This is a genomic window from Noviherbaspirillum sp. UKPF54 (assembly GCF_007874125.1).
Lineage (GTDB): Bacteria > Pseudomonadota > Gammaproteobacteria > Burkholderiales > Burkholderiaceae_D > Noviherbaspirillum.
On record NZ_CP040128.1, the window covers coordinates 1,156,244 to 1,174,435 of the forward strand.

General features: G+C 59.5%; 17 protein-coding genes and 1 tRNA gene. 11 read left to right on the forward strand and 7 right to left on the reverse strand.

Annotated features, from left to right (window positions below; all coding sequences use genetic code 11):
* Window positions 1-12: 12 nt before the first annotated feature.
* Together greB and FAY22_RS05450 are read left to right on the forward strand one after the other, a co-directional pair.
* Entirely contained in the window at window positions 13-564 is a 552-nt protein-coding gene (gene greB, locus FAY22_RS05445) for a transcription elongation factor GreB (RefSeq protein ID WP_146329278.1), read from the forward strand.
* Window positions 565-714: 150 nt separating this feature from the next.
* Window positions 715-2,064 (forward strand): DUF3422 family protein, encoded by a 1,350-nt coding sequence (locus FAY22_RS05450; RefSeq protein ID WP_146329279.1) that lies wholly within the window; start codon window positions 715-717, stop codon window positions 2,062-2,064.
* A 24-nt stretch (window positions 2,065-2,088) separates the two neighbouring features.
* Here the strand turns inward: FAY22_RS05450 and FAY22_RS05455 are convergent, their stop codons facing one another.
* Genes FAY22_RS05455 through FAY22_RS05470 form a run of 4 tightly spaced genes read right to left on the reverse strand, consistent with a single transcriptional unit; the run spans window position 2,089 to window position 6,231 of the window.
* The gene (locus FAY22_RS05455; protein ID WP_146329280.1) at window positions 2,089-4,356 is read right to left on the reverse strand and encodes a bifunctional (p)ppGpp synthetase/guanosine-3',5'-bis(diphosphate) 3'-pyrophosphohydrolase; all 2,268 of its coding nucleotides are present in this window, start codon (window positions 4,354-4,356) and stop codon (window positions 2,089-2,091) included.
* A 36-nt stretch (window positions 4,357-4,392) separates the two neighbouring features.
* Entirely contained in the window at window positions 4,393-4,596 is a 204-nt protein-coding gene (gene rpoZ / locus FAY22_RS05460; RefSeq protein WP_146329281.1) for a DNA-directed RNA polymerase subunit omega, read from the reverse strand.
* A gap of 22 nt (window positions 4,597-4,618) precedes the next feature.
* Window positions 4,619-5,263, reverse strand: coding sequence for a guanylate kinase (gmk, locus tag FAY22_RS05465; protein ID WP_146329282.1), 645 nt, complete (start codon window positions 5,261-5,263; stop codon window positions 4,619-4,621).
* A gap of 53 nt (window positions 5,264-5,316) precedes the next feature.
* Window positions 5,317-6,231, reverse strand: coding sequence for a YicC/YloC family endoribonuclease (locus tag FAY22_RS05470; protein WP_246860663.1), 915 nt, complete (start codon window positions 6,229-6,231; stop codon window positions 5,317-5,319).
* Window positions 6,232-6,297: 66 nt separating this feature from the next.
* Here FAY22_RS05470 and FAY22_RS05475 point away from each other — a divergent pair, with 66 nt between their 5' ends.
* From FAY22_RS05475 to FAY22_RS05500, 6 genes are all read left to right on the forward strand, one after another.
* Complete coding sequence (locus FAY22_RS05475; protein WP_146329283.1) at window positions 6,298-7,311, forward strand: serine/threonine-protein kinase; 1,014 nt, start codon at window positions 6,298-6,300, stop codon at window positions 7,309-7,311.
* A gap of 9 nt (window positions 7,312-7,320) precedes the next feature.
* Entirely contained in the window at window positions 7,321-8,253 is a 933-nt protein-coding gene (locus FAY22_RS05480) for a PP2C family serine/threonine-protein phosphatase (RefSeq protein ID WP_146329284.1), read from the forward strand.
* Between the two features lie 3 nt (window positions 8,254-8,256).
* Complete coding sequence (rph, locus tag FAY22_RS05485; protein WP_146329285.1) at window positions 8,257-8,991, forward strand: ribonuclease PH; 735 nt, start codon at window positions 8,257-8,259, stop codon at window positions 8,989-8,991.
* A gap of 101 nt (window positions 8,992-9,092) precedes the next feature.
* Window positions 9,093-9,677, forward strand: coding sequence for an RdgB/HAM1 family non-canonical purine NTP pyrophosphatase (rdgB, locus tag FAY22_RS05490; protein WP_146329286.1), 585 nt, complete (start codon window positions 9,093-9,095; stop codon window positions 9,675-9,677).
* Window positions 9,674-10,906: a radical SAM family heme chaperone HemW gene (hemW, locus tag FAY22_RS05495; protein ID WP_146329287.1), complete on the forward strand. Its 1,233-nt coding sequence runs from the start codon at window positions 9,674-9,676 to the stop codon at window positions 10,904-10,906. The genes rdgB and hemW overlap by 4 nt, the downstream gene beginning before the upstream one ends.
* 270 nt (window positions 10,907-11,176) lie before the next feature.
* Window positions 11,177-11,264, forward strand: a tRNA-Ser gene (locus FAY22_RS05500).
* A gap of 276 nt (window positions 11,265-11,540) precedes the next feature.
* Here the strand turns inward: FAY22_RS05500 and FAY22_RS05505 are convergent.
* On the reverse strand, window positions 11,541-11,723 hold the full coding sequence (locus FAY22_RS05505; RefSeq protein ID WP_146329288.1) for a hypothetical protein: 183 nt from the start codon (window positions 11,721-11,723) through the stop codon (window positions 11,541-11,543).
* A 131-nt stretch (window positions 11,724-11,854) separates the two neighbouring features.
* On the opposite strand from FAY22_RS05505, the gene FAY22_RS05510 reads away from it, so the two are divergent.
* A complete protein-coding gene (locus FAY22_RS05510; protein WP_210411899.1) occupies window positions 11,855-12,094 on the forward strand; it encodes an SHOCT domain-containing protein in 240 nt (79 codons plus the stop codon).
* Between the two features lie 148 nt (window positions 12,095-12,242).
* On the opposite strand, the gene FAY22_RS05515 is transcribed toward FAY22_RS05510, so the two are convergent.
* Window positions 12,243-12,956, reverse strand: a complete 714-nt coding sequence (locus FAY22_RS05515; RefSeq protein ID WP_146329289.1) for an MCP four helix bundle domain-containing protein — start codon at window positions 12,954-12,956, stop codon at window positions 12,243-12,245.
* Between the two features lie 887 nt (window positions 12,957-13,843).
* Between FAY22_RS05515 and FAY22_RS22650 the strand changes: the two genes are divergently transcribed.
* Complete coding sequence (locus tag FAY22_RS22650) at window positions 13,844-14,233, forward strand: EAL domain-containing protein (RefSeq protein ID WP_371417390.1); 390 nt, start codon at window positions 13,844-13,846, stop codon at window positions 14,231-14,233.
* An 805-nt stretch (window positions 14,234-15,038) separates the two neighbouring features.
* Here the strand turns inward: FAY22_RS22650 and FAY22_RS05525 are convergent.
* Window positions 15,039-16,199 carry an HPP family protein gene (locus tag FAY22_RS05525; RefSeq protein ID WP_146329290.1) on the reverse strand — a complete coding sequence of 387 codons (1,161 nt, stop codon included), beginning with the start codon at window positions 16,197-16,199 and terminating at the stop codon, window positions 15,039-15,041.
* Between the two features lie 208 nt (window positions 16,200-16,407).
* On the opposite strand from FAY22_RS05525, the gene FAY22_RS05530 reads away from it, so the two are divergent.
* Entirely contained in the window at window positions 16,408-18,171 is a 1,764-nt protein-coding gene (locus FAY22_RS05530) for a chloride channel protein (protein WP_246860664.1), read from the forward strand.
* The last annotated feature ends 21 nt before the right edge of the window (window positions 18,172-18,192 follow it).

Consider the following 18,192-nt stretch of genomic DNA (forward strand, 5'->3'; position numbering starts at 1 on the left):
CAATGACGCATTATGAGCAAAGCATTTGTCAAAGAAAGCGAAGACGACGACGATCTGGAAGGCGCGCTGCCTGCCATCCCCGCCGGGACCAAGAACTACATGACGCCGCAGGGACATGCGCGCATGAAGCAGGAGCTGCTGCATCTGATCGATGTCGAGCGTCCGGAAGTGGTGAAGATCGTATCGTGGGCTGCGTCCAACGGCGACCGTTCCGAGAACGGCGACTACATATACGGCAAGCGCCGCCTGCGCGAGATCGATCGCCGCATCCGTTTCCTGACCAAGCGCCTCGACATCGCCGAGGTGGTCGATCCGAGCGTGCATCACGGCAGCGACCAGATCTTTTTCGGCGCGACAGTCACCTATGAAAACCAGGCCGGTGAAGAGCATACGGTCACCATCGTCGGCATCGACGAGCTGGACCCGCTCAATGGCAAGATCAGCTGGATTTCGCCGGTGGCGCGGGCCCTGACCAAGGCGCGCGAGGGCGATGCCGTGGTGCTGCGCACTCCGTCCGGCATGGATGAGCTGACGATACTCGAAGTGCGCTATCCGGCGCCGTAGGCAATCCCGTATGGACGAAAGCGATGCCCTTGCAGTCTCGCGGCTGCAAGGGTTTTTCTTTTGTGGGCGGTTGTCGGGGGCGTCAACATGCCGTCATGTATTCGGCATAGAATTTGCTGAATTGAAAGTTTTTAAATAGCTGGCTTATTCATGGCGATCATCTATCCAAATCTGAACCATGCCTTGCGCGTACCCCTGGCCGCAGAAGTCCATTCGCGTCCTTACCTGCGGCTGGAAGCGCCGGAAAGCCTGACCCATCTTGCAGTGTATGCGCGCGATGGAGCGCGTTCCGCCAGCAACAATGCCGCCGCCCAGCACATGCTGCTTTCGGCGCTGTGCGCGCATTTCGGCGTCACCGCGCCGGTGTCCGACGCCAAGTACTTTTTTCATGACTTCGGCCGCTTCCGGCTGAAATGGGAATGCCATACCGAGTTTGCGACCTATACTTTTGCACAGCGCCATGAAGCCGATCTGCCTCTGGCGGAAGCGTTCGAACGCGTTCCGTTGTTCCACCTGCCGCAGGAATGGCTGGCCGGCTTGCAGGGCAAGGTCATGGTCGCAGCGCATGTCGTGCTCGACCGCACGCGTGGCGCCAGCGATGCCTTTGCCGCCGGCTTGCGGCGCGTTTTTGAGGGGAACAACCTGGTCGGCAGCCGCGTACTGCAGGGCGGCGAGCTGTGGACGGATTTCCTGATCCAGTCCGACGGCTTCAGCCGCTTCGTGGTGCGCGACGTCGGCCTGCACGAACAACAGTCCGGGCGCCTTGTGCAGCGCGTGCTGGAGATCGAAACCTACCGCATGATGGCCTTGCTCGGCCTGCCTCACGCGCAGCAAGCCACGCCGGTGCTCAATGCGATCGAGGGAGAACTGGCCGCGCTGACCGTGGAGATGGTCGACGGCGTCATCGCCGACGCGCATGCGCTATCCGCAGCCGACACCGATCGCGAGCAGGCCCTGCTCAATACGATCACCGGCCTGGCGGCACGCATCGAAAAGCTCGCCCTCGACAACAGCTACCGCTTTTCGGCTTCGCAAGCCTACTTCCGGTTGGTCGACGCGCGCATCGACGAACTGCGCGAGACGCGCATCGAAGGCTTTCCGACGGTGGGTGAATTCATGGACCGGCGCCTGACGCCGGCGATGAACACCTGCGCCTCGATTGCGCGGCGCCAGGAAGCGCTGGCCGAGCGCATCGCGCACACCAATGACTTGTTGCGCACGCGCGTGGGCATCGTGCAGGAACACCAGAACCGGCAGATCCTGCAATCGATGAACGCGCGCGCGGCGCAGCAGCTGCGCCTGCAGCAGGCGGTCGAGGGGCTGTCTGTGGCGGCGATTTCGTATTACATGGTCGGCCTGTTCGGCTACGCGGGGAAGGCGGCCAAGGCCATCGGCTGGCCGGTCAATCCGGACTTGCTCACCGGCGCACTGGTGCCGGTGGTCGCCGCCGGAGTGTGGCTCGGCCTGCGCAGGATGCACAGGCAGATACACGGCGCGTAGAAGAGGAGAAGAAGGGGCGGAGACCTAGCCGCGCTCGCGCAGGATGCGGGTCACGCCCGGTATCTTGCGCACATTGCGCATCAGGCGGGCCAGATGCACGCGGTCCTCCACCTGAACGGTAAAGCGCAGCAGCTTCATCAGGGTGTCCTTGTCGTCGTCCATGCCGACATAGGTGATGTTGGCGTCCGATTCGCCGATTTCCGCGGCCACGCGCGCCAGCACGCCTTTCTCGTTGCGCACCAGGACCCGCAGGCGGCAGTCGAAGCGCCGGTTGAGGTCCGCGCCCCAAATCAGCTCGATCCAGCGGTCGGGCTCCTTGAGGCGCTGGCGCTTCGCGTAATCGCAATCGTTCGCGTGCACGCTGATGCCCTGGTCGCGCTTGAGCTGGCCGATGATCGCGTCGCCCGGAATCGGCTGGCAACACGGGGCGAGTTGCACAGACACGCCTTCATTGCCAGAGATGGTGACCGGGTCGAGCTTGCCGGGGATGTCGGCGTCGACGTCCGGCAGCGGCATGCCCGACTCGCTTTCGATCAGGCCGCGGATATGCCGCGCCACCAGTGTCGCCATGCGCTTGCCGACGCCGATGTCGGCGTACAGTTCGTCGAGCGACTTCGCGCTGGACTCGTTGAGTAGTTTTTCCGTCAGCGGTTCGGGGAGTGCCGGGCTGATGTGCACTGCGTTGAGCGCCTGCGCTAGCAGCCGTTTGCCGAGTTCGGTCGATTCCGACAGGTTGACGGTGCGCAGATGATGGCGGATTGCCGAGCGCGCCTTGCCGGTACGGACGAACGTGAGCCAGTTGGGGCTTGGGCGCGAGGAGGGCGCGGTGGTGATCTCGACGATGTCGCCGTTGCGCAGTTCGCTGCGCAATGCGGCCGGCTCGTGGTTGATCTTCGCTGCGATCGCCTGGTCGCCGATGTCGGTGTGAATCGTGTATGCAAAGTCGAGCACGGTGGCGCCGCGCGGCAGCGCGATAATCTGCGACTTCGGCGTGAATACGTAGACCGAATCGGGGAACAGGTCGACCTTCACGTGTTCAAGGAATTCGGCCGAGTCGCCGGTCTGCTTCTGGATGTCGAGCAGCGACTGCAGCCACGCGTGGGTGCGCTGCTGCAGGTCGGTCAGGCTTGCTTCCTCGTCCTTGTACAGCCAGTGCGCCGCCACGCCGGCTTCGGCCACGCGGTGCATTTCCTGGGTGCGGATCTGGAATTCGACCGGCGTGCCGTACGGGCCGATCAGCGTGGTGTGCAGCGACTGGTAGCCATTCATCTTGGGAATGGCGATGTAATCCTTGAACTTGCCGGGCATCGGCTTGTACAGCGCGTGCAGTGTGCCCAACGCGACATAGCAGTTCGCGAAGCTGTCGACCACGATGCGGAAACCGTACACGTCCAGCACCTGTGAGAACGACAGGTGCTTGTTGCGCATCTTGCGGTAAATACCGTATAGCGTCTTCTCGCGGCCGTAGACCTGGGCCTGGATGCCGGTGGCGGCCAGCGTCGTCTTGACCGAGTCGAGAATCTTGCTGACCACCTCGCGCCGGTTGCCGCGCGCGGCCTTCACCGCCTTGGAAAGGGTGCGGTAGCGCACCGGATAGAGGTGCGAAAACGACAGGTCCTGCAGTTCGCGGTAGATGTTGTTCAGGCCGAGGCGGTGCGCGATCGGCACATAGACTTCCATCGTCTCGCGCGCGATGCGGCGCTTCTTTTCCGGCGACATGAAATCCAGCGTGCGCATGTTGTGCAGCCGGTCGGCCAGCTTGACCAGGATGACGCGCACGTCGCGCGCCATCGCCAGGAGCATCTTGCGGAAGTTCTCTGCCTGCGCCTCGATCTGGCTCTGGAATTCGATCTTGTCCAGTTTCGACAAGCCGTCGACTAGGGCCGCGACCGGTGCGCCGAAGCGTTCGATCAATTCTTCCTTGGTGACGTCCTGGTCTTCCATCACGTCATGCAGCAGCGCCGCCATGATCGCCTGCGCGTCGAGCTTCCAGTCGGCGCAGATCTCGGCGACGGCAATCGGATGGGATATATACGGTTCGCCGGATTTGCGAATCTGGCCCAAGTGCATCTCGTCCGAGAAGCGATACGCCTCCTTCACCTTCTTCATGTCGGAAGGCGTCAGGTATTCGGACAGCTTATTGATCAGGAGTGTGACCGACGCGACCCCGGTGCTTTGGCCATTCGGATCGGATTTTGGAGGGGAATCGGTATTTCGTGATGCCGGGCGATCGGATGCCGCCCGGTTATTGGGCGCAACTGATAGCGTTGAATCCGCAGGTGTCAAGTTCATACGGTAAGCATATCAGCTGCATGGTAATGGTGAAACCTAGCTCGGGACTTTTTTCAGCATTTCCATGCCAACCTTGCCACTGGCGATCTCGCGCAGCGCGATCACGGTCGGTTTGTCCTTGGCTTCCACCTTTGGGGTGTGGCCTTGCAGCAGCTGGCGTGCGCGGTAGGTGGCTGCCAGAGTCAGCTGGAAGCGGTTCGGGATTTGTTTGAGGCAATCTTCAATGGTGATACGGGCCATTCTTACTCCTAAAAAATCGGTGTCAGCTGAGGGCGGCATGAATGCCAAGCTGGGCGAACAGGGAGGCGTTGCGCGCCGCTTGTTGCGCAAACCGGCAACGAGTCGCTTTGACTATCGCGGTCAGTTCGGACAAAGCAGTCGCAAACTCTTGATTAATAATAACATATTCGAACTCCGGGGCGTGCGCGATTTCGCCGCCGGCGGCCAGGATGCGGCGCGTAATCACGTGATCGTCATCCTGCCCGCGCTTTTTCAGACGCTCTTCCAGCGCGGTGATCGACGGCGGCAGAATGAAGACGCCGACCGCGTGCGGGAAGCGCTTTTTCACCTGCTGAGCGCCTTGCCAGTCGATTTCCAGCAAGACGTCGGTGCCTGCTTTCATTTGTTCCTCGATCAGCAGGCGCGAGGTGCCGTAGTAATTACCGTGGACTTCGGCCGATTCCAAAAATTCCCCGGCTTCGCGTCGTTTCAGGAAATCGTCGACCGAGGTGAAATAGTATTCGCGGCCGTGCTGCTCCAGCGGACGCGGCTGGCGCGTCGTAAACGAGATGGACAGCTTGATGGCCGGTTCCTGTGCCAGGAGCGCGTTGACTAGCGTGGATTTGCCCGCGCCGGAAGGCGCGACTACCATGAACAGGCTGCCGGAGGAAGAGCGGGCGTCGGACATAGGGCTCCCTGTAGAGTGCTGCAAACGGTTAAAAACGGTTAAAAAGGTTGGATTTATTCGAGATTCTGAACTTGTTCCCGCATCTGCTCAATCAGCAGCTTCATGGCCATCGACGCGTCGGACAATTCCTTGACGGCGGCCTTGGAGCCAACCGTGTTGGCTTCGCGGTTAAGTTCCTGCATCATGAAGTCGAGGCGCTTGCCGACCTGGCCGCCTTTCTTCAGCACCTGGCGCGTTTCAGACAGGTGGGCCGACAGGCGCGTTAACTCTTCGGCAATGTCGACCCGGATGCCGTACATGGTCACTTCCTGGCGAATGCGCTCCAGCGCATCTTCATGCGACAGGGTTTGGGTGGCGCCGGCGGCGCTTTGAGCCGCCAGGCCCAGCGCTTCCTTCATGCGCTCGGTCGCTTTTTGCTGGAATTGCGCGACGGCTTGCGGCACCAGCGGCGTGATGCGCTGCACGATAGCTTCCATTTCGTCAATGCGCGTCAGCAGCATCGCTTGCAGGGCGGCGCCTTCGCGCGCACGCGCGGCGACGAAGGCGTCGAGTGCCCCGGCCATGGTCGCCTGCACATCGGCCTGCAGCGCATCCTGCGTAATTTCGCCTTCTTCGATTACGCCAGGCCAGCGCAATAACTCATTGACGGTCAACACCGGCGCATCGGGAAAGCGTTGGCGGATTTCGTTTTGCATTTTTGACAATCCATCCAACGCCGAGGCATTGAGATTCTGTGTCGATCCCGCAACGGATTTGCGGCCAAAGCTCAGGCGGCATTCCACCTTGCCGCGCTGGACCCGGCCCATGATCGCTTCGCGCAAGGCGGGTTCGAGCGCGCGCAAATCGTCGTTGATACGGAACTGTAGATCGAGAAAGCGGGAGTTGACGCTCTTGAGCTCCACCGTCAGCGTGCCGGCGGAAGTTTCACGTGTTGTGACCGCGTACCCGGTCATGCTACAGATAGTCAAGGTAGTTCTTCTTTACAAAACAGGGATTTATCAACAAAATCGCAAGTAATAATTACTTGAGACAACATGGCTGCGCAAAACAACGCTCCGTTGCCGGATGGACTAGAAATTGCCGGATACCGCATTGTAAAGAAGATTGCGTCCGGTGGGTTCAGTATTGTCTATCTGGCATACGATGAAGACGGCAATGCCGTCGCGATCAAGGAATACCTGCCCAGTTCGCTGGCCTTGCGCCAACCGGGCGAACTGGTGCCGGCCATTGCTTCCGAAAACCTGCCCGTGTTCCGCATCGGACTGAAGTGCTTCTTCGAGGAAGGTCGGGCGCTGGCACGCATCTCCCATCCGAACGTGGTCAGCGTGCTGAACTTCTTCCGCGCCAACGATACCGTCTACATGGTGATGGCTTATGAATCTGGCCGCTCACTGCAAGATCATATCCTGCGCCGGCGCGACAAGGGCGAGCGGCCACTGGTGTCGGAACGCTTCATACGGAAAATGTTCAATCAGGTGATGAACGGCTTGCGCGAAGTGCATGCCAACAAGCTCCTGCATCTCGACCTGAAACCGGCGAACATCTATTTGCGCATGGATGGCACGCCGATCCTGCTCGATTTCGGCGCCGCGCGGCAGACTTTGAAGACCGACATGCCGAAACTGTATCCGATGTACACGCCGGGCTTCGCGCCGCCGGAACTGTACGTCAAGAACGGTAATCTCGGCCCATGGACCGACATCTACAGCATCGGCGCGTCGATGTTCGCCTGCATGGTGGGCGCGCCGCCGCAGCCGGCCGACCAGCGCAAGACCAACGACAAGATGGAAGATCACTTCCGCAAGCTGGAAAGCACGTATTCGCGCGAGCTGATCCAGGTGATCCGCTGGTCCTTGCGCATCGACCCGCTCGAGCGCCCGCAAAGCGTGTTCGCGTTGCAGAAGGCCTTGCGCGAACCGGTGGCTGAAAAGAGGGAAGAAGATACCGCCCTGCTGGAAAAGATCTCCGCCAGATTGCGCAGCCTGTTCAGCGGCTTTGGAAAAGCGGCGCAGAGCAATGCCGCCAACTTGCATAACAACACCCGATAAATCACGTTCATGCGATTTTCTGTCTATCAAGAGAGCCACATCGGCGGCCGCAGGAATAACCAGGACCGCATGGGGTACAGTTTTACCCGCGATGCGCTGCTGCTCGTGGTCGCCGACGGCATGGGCGGGCACATTCAGGGCGAAACGGCTGCGACCATTGCACTGCAGACGATCGGCTCGCTGTTCCAGCAGAACGCGACTCCCTACGTGAAAAAGCCGGAGAAGTTCCTCGAGGAGAGCTTCCTGGCGGCGCACCGCGAGATCCATCGTTACCGCGCCATCAATAATTTGCCGGAAACGCCGCGCACGACTATCGTGGCCTGCATCGTGCAGCACAACAGCGCGTACTGGGCGCACTGCGGCGACTCGCGCCTGTACTGGATGCGCCAGGGGCAGATCCTGGCGCGCACGCGCGATCACTCGCGCATCGAAACTTTGATTGCGCAGGGCAAGGTCGATCCTTCCGAGCGCGATACCCACCCCGATCGCAACAAGCTGTTCAATTGCCTTGGCGCGCCGAACATGCCGATCGTCGAATTGTCGCGCCGCGCCAGCCTTCAGCCGGGCGACGTCTTGCTGCTGTGTTCCGATGGCTTGTGGTCGGTGTTGCCGGACCATGTATTGGCACAGACCTTGCAGAACAATACCGTGGTGCGCGCCGTGCCTGACTTGCTGTCGACTGCGGTCAGCATCGCGGGCAAGACCAGCGATAATGTCACCGCGCTCGCGATGACATGGGAAAGCGGCAATGCATTGCAGGATTCCCCGAGCACCATTACCACGCATACTTTACCGGTCGGCAGCGTCACTACTACAATCCAGGCAGCGCGCCATGTCGACCCGGAACCGAGCGACGTATTCGACGAGAGCGAAATCGAAAAGGCGATCGCCGAGATTCGCGGCGCGATCGAAAAGACTTCCCGTATCACTTCAAAGAATTAATCCATGACGTTTGAAAACCGCCCCAGTGGCCGTGCCGCCGACGCGTTGCGCGCCGTGCGCCTGACGCGCCAGTACACCAAGCATGCCGAAGGATCGGTATTGGTGGAATTCGGCGATACGCGCGTGATCTGCACCGCCAGCATCGAAGAAAAGGTTCCCGGCTTCCTGAAAGGAAAAGGCCAGGGCTGGATGACCGCCGAATACGGCATGCTGCCACGTTCGACCCATAGCCGCATGGACCGCGAGGCGGCCAAAGGCAAGCAATCCGGGCGCACGCAGGAAATCCAGCGCCTGATCGGGCGTTCCCTGCGCGCCGCGTTCGATCTGAACGGTTTCGGCGAGCGTACCCTGCACCTCGATTGCGACGTGATCCAGGCCGATGGCGGCACCCGCACCGCGTCGATCACCGGCGCGATGGTTGCTGCATACGACGCCTTCGCACGGCTGGCAGAAGCGAAACTGATCGCCGCCATGCCGGTCAAGCATTTCGTGGCCGCCGTGTCGGTCGGCGTCTATCGCGGCCAGCCGGTGCTCGATCTCGACTATCTTGAAGATTCCGGCTGCGACACCGATATGAATGTCGTGATGACCGAGGCCGGCCATTTTGTCGAAGTGCAAGGAACCGCCGAAGGCGAGGCGTTCGACCGCGCAACGATGAACCGTCTGCTGGATCTGGCGCAATCCGGCATTGGTGAACTGATCGCACTGCAAAAGAAAACGCTCGGCCTGTCGTCCTGATCAAATCAACCCAATAACCTGTCTAAGCCGCACGGCATGCCGGGAGCGCGAAGAACTCACTCTTCTTCGCGCTCCCGGCGCGCTTGGCGGCAACCGATATCATGTCCCGTACCCTCGTTCTTGCATCAAATAACGCCGGCAAACTGAAAGAATTCGGCGAAATGCTTGCGCCGATCGGCTTTACCGTTCGCCCCCAGCGCGAATTCAACGTGCCGGAAGCGGAAGAACCGCATCCGACCTTTCTCGAGAATGCGCTTGCCAAGGCGCGCCATGCGGCTCGCCTGACCGGCATGCCGGCCTTGGCCGACGATTCGGGCGTGTGCGTCACCGCTCTGGGCGGCGCGCCGGGCGTGCTGTCGGCGCGCTTTGCCGGAGAGCCGAAGTCCGATCAGCGCAATAATGAAAAGCTGATTGCCGACCTGACGCCGCATGCCGACAGATCGGCCTATTATTACTGTGTTCTGGTATTCGTGCGCCATGCCGACGACCCGCAGCCGATCATCGCCGACGGGCGCTGGAATGGCGAAATCATTGCGGTGGCTCGCGGGCAGGGCGGGTTCGGCTACGATCCGTATTTCTGGCTGCCCGCGCAGGGCAAGACCGTGGCGGAATTGAGCGCGGATGAAAAGAACCGCCTGTCGCATCGCGGCCAGGCGTTACGCTTGCTGGTTGAAAAACTACGATGATTCCGATTAAGCCCGTCGGCGCGGGCGCCGGCGCGACGACTCCGGCGCAGGCCGCGGCGGCGTTCCTGCGGCCCGGCGCATTGCATTTGTCCGCCTTGCCGCCTTTGTCCCTGTACGTTCATTTTCCGTGGTGCGTCAGGAAGTGTCCGTACTGCGACTTCAATTCGCACGAGGCCAAAGGCGGTTTCCCGGAGGAGGAATATCTCGCCGCACTGCGGGCCGATCTAGAAGGCGCGCTGCCGCTGATCTGGGGCCGCAAGATCTACACGGTCTTCATCGGCGGCGGCACGCCCAGCCTGATGTCGGCCGCCGGACTCGACCGGCTGATGTCGGACATTCGCACGCTGCTGCCGCTCGACGGTGCAGCCGAGATCACGATGGAAGCCAATCCCGGCACCTTTGAGGCGGAGAAGTTCAAGTCGTATCGCGCCAGCGGCATCAATCGCCTGTCGATCGGCATCCAGAGCTTCAACGCGCGTCATCTGGAAGCGCTGGGGCGCATTCATGACGATAACGAGGCGCGCAAGGCGGTCGAGATTGCGCACGCGAATTTCGACAATTTCAATCTCGACCTGATGTACGCCCTGCCGTCGCAGACGATGGAAGAGGCCCGGCACGATGTCGAAACCGCGATTGGCTGCGCGCCGCCGCATTTGTCGCTGTATCACCTGACACTGGAGCCGAACACGTATTTCGCGAAATATCCGCCGCATGTGCCGGATGACGATGCCAGCGCCGAGATGCAGGACATGATTGCGGAACTGACCGCCGCCGCCGGCTACCGGCATTATGAAGTGTCGGCTTATGCGCGACCGGGGCGGCAGGCGCGCCACAACCTGAATTACTGGCAGTTCGGCGACTATCTCGGCATCGGTGCCGGCGCACACTCCAAGATTTCGTTCCCGCACCGGATCATCCGCCAGATGCGCTACAAGCAGCCGAAGGCATACCTTGAGCATGCACGGCTGGGCACGCCTCTGCAGGAAGAGTTCGAGATCGGTCGTGGCGACCTAGGCTTCGAATTCATGCTCAATGCATTGCGCCTGGATGAAGGTTTCGAGGTGAACCTGTTCGCCGAACGTACCGGGCTGACGCTCAACGCCATCGAAAAATCTCTGAACGAGGCCGAGGCGAAGGGGGTGCTGTATCGCGATCACCGGATCATCAAACCGACGGAGCTGGGCAAGCGTTTCCTCAACGACTTGCAGCAGGTTTTTCTCGGCGATTAATTTGTCATTTGCACAGCGGGGCGGGGATGAGTTGGGTATAATGCCGGCTGCGCAAAATTGCAGGAAATCCGCTTGCCGACTGTCCAGGGCATGGGCAGGGGGGGCGATCTGTGTGATAATCTGCGCCATTGGAGGTGTGGCCGAGTGGTTTAAGGCACTGGTCTTGAAAACCGGCGACGCTCCCCGACCCCTTGATTCCATGCGGGTTCCAAGGGAGAATTCTCCGCAACAGAGGATCATCTCCGCAACGCAGCATGGAAACAGGTTTATGGAGACTTGGGTGAGTGGTTTAAACCAGCAGTCTTGAAAACTGCCGAAGGGCAACCTTCCGTGAGTTCGAATCTCACAGTCTCCGCCAAATTCTTTTCAAATCAATCCCTTGCGTCATCCGTTCTGCGTATTCGCGACAGCCGATTGTCCTGCACACCGGTTTTAAAAAGGACGCGTGAATGACAAGGATGCGCGTCAGTTCCACGCGCGCTTTTCCTCTCGGCCTACCTGCCACATCACACCGTCGTTCGACTCGCCAGAACAATGCCAGTTTCTCGCAACGATTCCTGGGCGAGTTCCCGGTTTTATGCTCTTACTTGGCGATGATCGCTTCCAGTGGCACGTGCTCGGCATGTTCGCCCCATCATTTTTTACCGGCAGCCTGATTGGCATCGTTTTCCGCAGGTAGATTGTTCAATGCCATCGGCTGGCGATCGTTGAATGTGGCGGCATTGCCCTTGCTGGCTTTGGCATTGCTCGCAGTGGCGTTGCACGGCTGGAGTGCCAGTAAATTATTCTGCAGCGTCGAGGCGAAGGCATAGTGCACCGATAGCGGTACGGCGGCTCTAATTTTCCGTAGATTTTTGCGGTATGAGGTACGTCAAGGACTTTGCGTCCTGACATGCGTACAAGCGAAGGGGAGCGGTGCAGTGTAGATTTTCCGTTGAGGAGGCAGCGATGATGTGGAATGGCGCGTGGGGATGGCATTGGATGGGCGGCATCGGAATGCTTCTCTTTTGGGTCTTGATCATTTTGCTGGTGCTTGGTGCGCTCAAGTATCTACGTTCCGGTCCAGCGGATCGGCCGGGCGTTGAAAGCGGCAAGACGGCAATGGACTTTCTGGAGGAAGCGTATGCCAAAGGAGAAATCACGCGTGAAGAGTTTTTGCAGAAGCGCGCGGATATCCGGGATAAATGATTCACGTATCTGTCCGCAGACTTCCTGTCGGACAGCATAGGCATAGTGCCAATTTGGAGATGCCAGGGACAGACGTGCCTACGAAACCCAAGGCATTCGCAAATTGACGCTCTCTGGCTGGCCCGATGCAGTCAATTTAGATTGCTATTCAGGCTAATGTTTCGTAAAAGCTGTCCCACTCGCCTTTCGAGTTGTACTTGCCTAGATTGTGCCGCGAGCTATTCCTGTATCCCTTCAATGCCCAGCAAAGAGCTGCTCCGGCAAGGAATGCCAGAACTGAAAGTGCGATTATTTCTTGCCGACCGTATGTTTTAGTACGCGCCATTTCCGAGGACTCTTCGTTTACCTGGGTCCTTTGGAGCTGCAGCAAGTCGGACACGGCCTTTTGGTAATGTTGCGAAAGCGGCAGATATTGCTCATTAAGCAGCTTTACCGCTTCCTGAGCATGCCCCGTGGACTTCAGTTTGAGCACGGCATCCCTGGCTGCGTGATATGCATTGCGGATTTCAACAATTTTGGCGAACAGGACTCTTTCTTGGTCAGTGTCCAGCCGGTCGCCGACGCGCCTGATAAGTTCATCATTCTGCCCCGCCGTGACGGTGGCAGGGAAAACGGCCGATAGCCCTGAATCTCTGCTGTGAACCAGGACCGTTGTGCGCATTACCGTGCTCGTAATATTGCTGTTCCAATCGCTTACGAGACGCTCGGTACTCAAAGGAATGGCCAAGGCCGTCCCGACGCTTTTGTCATTTTGAATGCCTTTCCACATCCCGTTGGCTGCGATTAGCATCGCCATGGACAGCGATGCAAACAAAGCCAACGTTAATCGGTTGCCAATTCTTGTTTTGTAACTAACGGTCATGCTCAAGTCCCCAGCGAGATTGATTTACTAAAGCAGCGTGACGATACCAAATCTGAAAAGCGATTTGGTGTATTTTTCGATGAACTCAGAAGCTGTTCAAGACCTTTTACTCGAACGCTGGCAAGACACTGGAAATTGGCGCAGTCACTGGAAGCGGTGTACGGCCCGCTTCACCTTGCTTTTGAGAGCGGGCAAGAATGTCTGAAAGATCGAGCGTGGAATTTCAAACCGGCATGAACGGCGTAGAGTATAAATAATCGCACATTAAGAATATCATCCCCATGGCTTGGTTAAATTCTTTCAATGAAGAAAAACACCAATGATGACTTTGCGTTTCTCGTTCACGAAAGCGAAGTCCGTCGCTGATTCGCTCCTTCGTTTGGACTAATTGTCCGCTTGGAGCTCCACAGCGGTGGTCGCCGACATTGATAGCCCTCGTGAACAGTATCTTGGCATCCAAGATACCGATGTTGGTTTTTTGGGGGGGCGCGCCTTATCTCCATCTATAACGATGCTTACCATCAGAAATTTCTTGGCAGTAAACACCCCACAGCGTTTTTTCAGTCCTATCGAGATATTTGGTCAGAAATTTCGCCCGAACTGAGGACCGTTGTCGAACGGGGATGGGCAGGCCATGCAACATTCCTCAAAAAACGCGCCATTCGCCGTGCAACGGCGAGATTACAAGGAACAGCTCTGGGCCACGGTTTTCTCATTCACCCATTTTCGATACCGGTAGTATCGCGGGGCGCTGGTGATTGGTATGGATGCGACCGCACAGGTCCGGGCAGAGAGACGGCAGGGCTTTCAGCTCGCGTTCATCGACGAGTTGCGTGGCGTGACCAACGCTAACGACATTACTGCGCGAGCGACAAAGCAAAATCGCGCTGGATGATTTCGGCACTGGCTACTCCAGTCTTAGCCACCTCAGTAATCTTCCGATCGACAAGCTGAAGGTCGACCAGTCTTTCATACGCCGTCTGGGACACGACAATTCAAGTAAGGCCATTACGATAGCTGTCATTGCACTGAGAAGGACGCTGAATCTGGAAATCGAGGGGGAAGGCATTGAGAGGGGGAAGGCATTGAGTCAGAACAAGCGCTGGCCTATCTGGAAGAGCAGGGGTGCAACCTCGCGCAAGGGTATTTCATCAGCCGGCCGTTGCTGGCGGCAGCCTTTGCCGGCTGGTACCGTGAGAGAGCAAGGACTATCTGTAGTTGAACAGTCGCTTCGAACGGCTGAAAGCGAATTCAGCGTCCATACGGCTAGTGATTAAATAACTTGCCCAATACCTGTTGAGCCGATTATCGACACGGTATTTTCGCTCGTCGTCTGGATAGCCCGTGAATTCGTGGCCGGTGACAAGCAACCTGACCTTGATGTGCGCCACGCACCCATTTCGCTTCTTGCCGGCGCATACCTGATAACGATTGAAAAAAGCCCACGCAGCGTGCGCTGCGCGGGCAAGGATCCTGGCTGGTCATGACGCCAGGATCAGGGAAAGCAGGCGAATACAAAAATGCCCACACGGCTTGCGCTGTGCGGGCAAAAATACCTCGACGGATCGGTGGAACCGACGATTGGAGCCTACTTGCTTTAAAGCATAATTTATTCAGAGAAACAGTCTAGGGCATTGGCTCACAGGGTCTTGAAGTGGCTTCCGAAGACTAGCGATCAAAAAAAAACCGCACGGCTTTCGCTGTGCGGAGAAGAAACACGCCTTTGCCGGGATTGTTACTACCGGAGACCAAAGATTAAGGCTATTGATGACAATTTTGTTAAGACATGGCCTGGAAAGTTACGATCTGGCTTGTCACGTCTGGAAAAGACAAACCCTCCGTGAAGCGGAGGGCTGGAAATCTGGTGCTGGAATCTTTGCATACCGCCAGCTCCGGTACAAACATACGATTCCTCTGAGTGTGGCTCACTTGGAAAAGTGTGAATGCGGCGATGTTAACGAAGCGGCGTTACAAGGCTATGACAAATCGCAAACTTGATGCATAGCAATTAATATTCGTGCGCGATGTCCAGTGTTCCCGGCGGTGAAGGAACACTCCCGGCTGGCGCTGTTCCGAAGAACCTTATGCCGCCGCTGCCAGGGGACTACGTGCCGGACTGCCGGTCTCTTCGAGGCGCGCCCGGTAGAGCGCGGCGACGAGGTCGGATTGCGTGACCATGCCGATGACGCGCCGTTGCGGGTCGACGACCGGTAAATGGTGATAGCCGGCATCCGAAAACAGCGGCACCAGGTCGGTGAGAAGCTGATCGGGGGTCGCTGTTCGCACTTCGCGGGTCATCAGGTGTTCTATATGTTCGACGAGTGGCAACTGCGGCGGCCAGAAACCGGTCGGTGCGTCATGTTCGTGGCCGATCATCATATCGTGCAGCGATACGATACCGACCAGAACGCCGCTGTCATCGACGACCGGCAGCGTCTTGATCTTGTGCTTCGCCAGCAGACGCCAGGCGGCTTGCGGCGAGGTGGATTGCCGGACCGTGACCACATCCTTCGACATCAGGTCGGCGCAATGAATCTGGCCGAAACGGCGGTGGTAGGCTTTCAGTTCGGCATGCCGCAGAATTTCCTCCAGGTCGTCGGGATCGACGTCGAGAAATTGTTGGTGCGATTTCAGTACCGCGTCCAGATCCGCGCGCGTGAAGCCGAGGCGCTCGGTCGGCAGCGGGTCAGCTGTATGGTGCGGATTGGTGTGATGCAGATGGGCATGCGGATAGCGCCGGCGCATCAGGTTATTGAAGACCAGGGCCGCGACCAGCAGGAAAACGGAGTTCAGTCCGACCGGCCACAAGGCGAAACGGTACCCGCTGGCGAACACGGCGGGTCCGCCCAGGACGGCGGTCAGCGCCACCGCGCCGCTGGGCGGATGCAGGCAGCGCAGCGCGAACATGGCGGCAATGGCGACGGCGGCGGCGGCGCTTGCGGCAAGCACGGGATCGCCGATGGTATGCGCGCAGGCGACGCCGACCAGGGCCGAAACGATATTGCCGCCTACCAGAGACCAGGGTTGCGCCAGCGGGCTGGACGGTACGCCGAACAGCAGCACGGCCGATGCGCCCATCGGGGCAATAAACCAGGGATTGAGATCGCCCAGCGTGGCCTTGCTGACGAGGCCGGCAAACATCAACCCGATCCACGCGCCCAGGCAGGCACACAGCTTTTCGCGCCGCCCGATATTGATGGAAACGGGAATGAACCCGTGTAACCACGCCCTTACATCATTCATGTTGGTTTGTTTGGCCAGCCTGGCGGCAAGCACTACTGTTTTTGGGAAAGCCGCGAAATATAACACGATGTGATACATTTTGTTGCCACTGTCGCAGCTCATTTTTGCCACAGCCAGAAACGTTGTTGGTGTCTTGCAACGTGCCGGTGCAGGAAGGCGCCCGGCTTGGGCGACAAGCCCCCAATTTATTCAATTCAGGATTTAAAAGATGGCTCAAACGAAGACCATGCCGATGGATCGGCATGCCCATGCACTTGCCAAGCGCGATTACGCAGCCGACCGCCGCCTGGTCATGATTTCGGCGATGGCCGCGGCTATCGGGGGCTGTAGCGCGATCGCGGCCGATGTCCTGCTGAAGCTGATCCGCTTCTTTACCAACCTGTTCTTTTTCCAGCGCCTGTCGCTGGCCGAAGCCATGCCGGCCCATCACGCGCTCGGGGCCTGGGTGATCGCATTGCCCGTCGTCGGCGGCCTGTTGGTCGGGCTGATGGCGCGCTACGGCAGCGAAAAGATACGCGGCCATGGCATTCCGGAAGCGATCGAGGCAATCTTGTTCGGCAAGAGCAGGATGTCGCCCAAGGTGGCGCTGCTCAAGCCGGTGTCGTCGGGAATCGTGATCGGCAGCGGCGGGCCGTTCGGGGCGGAGGGGCCGATCATCATGACCGGCGGGTCGCTCGGATCTCTGATCGCGCAGTTTTTCCACCTGACGGCTGCCGAACGCAAGACGCTGCTGGTGGCGGGGGCCTGCGCCGGCATGACCGCCATCTTCGGCACGCCGGTGGCGGCACTGTTGCTGGCGGTCGAGCTGATGCTGTTCGAATTCCGCCCGCGCAGCCTGTTGCCGGTTGCAGTGGCCTGCGCCGTGGCCGGCTTCCTGCGGCCACTGTTGTTCGAGGCAGGCCCGCTGTTTCCGATCAGTACGGCTCCCGCGACGCTCCCCGCGCTGGCGTCCTGCGTAGCCGCCGGACTGGCGTGCGGGCTGCTGTCGTCATTGCTCACGCACGCGCTTTACCGGATGGAGGACCTGTTCGCCAAGCTGCCGGTGCACTGGATGTGGTGGCCGGCCATCGGCGGACTGGCCGTCGGCATCGGCGGCTATTTCGAGCCGCGCGCGCTCGGCGTTGGCTATGACGTGATCGGGGATTTGCTGAGCAATCACATGGCGCTGACGGTGGCGCTGTCGCTGCTTGGCGCCAAGGCGCTGATGTGGGTGGTCGCGCTCGGTTCCGGAACCTCGGGCGGCGTTCTTGCCCCGCTCCTGATGATGGGCGCCGGGCTGGGCGTGGCGCTGGCGCCGGTTCTGCCGGGAGCGACACCCAGCCTGTGGGCGCTGGTGTGCATGGCCGGGGTGCTGGGCGGCGTGCTGGGCGCGCCGCTGACCGCAATCGTGTTTGCCTTCGGCCTGACCCATGACAGCGATGCGCTGCTGCCTTTGCTGCTTACGACGGCGGTGTCATACGGCTTCAACGTGCTGACCATGCGGCGCTCGATCATGACGGAGAAAATCGCGCGGCGCGGGCTGCATATCTATCGTGAATACGGGGTCGACCCGCTGGAACGGCAGCATGTGTCCGACCTGATGACACGCGCGGTGATGACGATCGAAGCCGATTGTCCGATTCGCGAGGCGATGCAGCGCTATTTCGGCCCGGACCAGCCGCATCGCTGCTATCCGATGCTCAGTAACGGTTGCCTGGTCGGTATGATCGAGCGCGGCACGCTCGTGAATGCGCCGGAGTCCGCTACGTCATGCCGCGATCTGGCGCAACAAGGCGAGGAGCCGGTCGTGGCGCTGGCCGGGGAGAGCGTGCGCAGCGTGGCCGCGCGCATGGCGGCGTATCGGCTGGAGCGCCTGCCGGTGGTCGAGACGCGGGAGGGGATGCGTCTGATCGGCATCATCAGCCGCAGCGACATCCTGAAGTCGAGCGAGGATGTGTTTGCCGAGGAAATGGTGCGCGAAAGGATGCGTTGACGATTGCTCGAAACCGCTGCA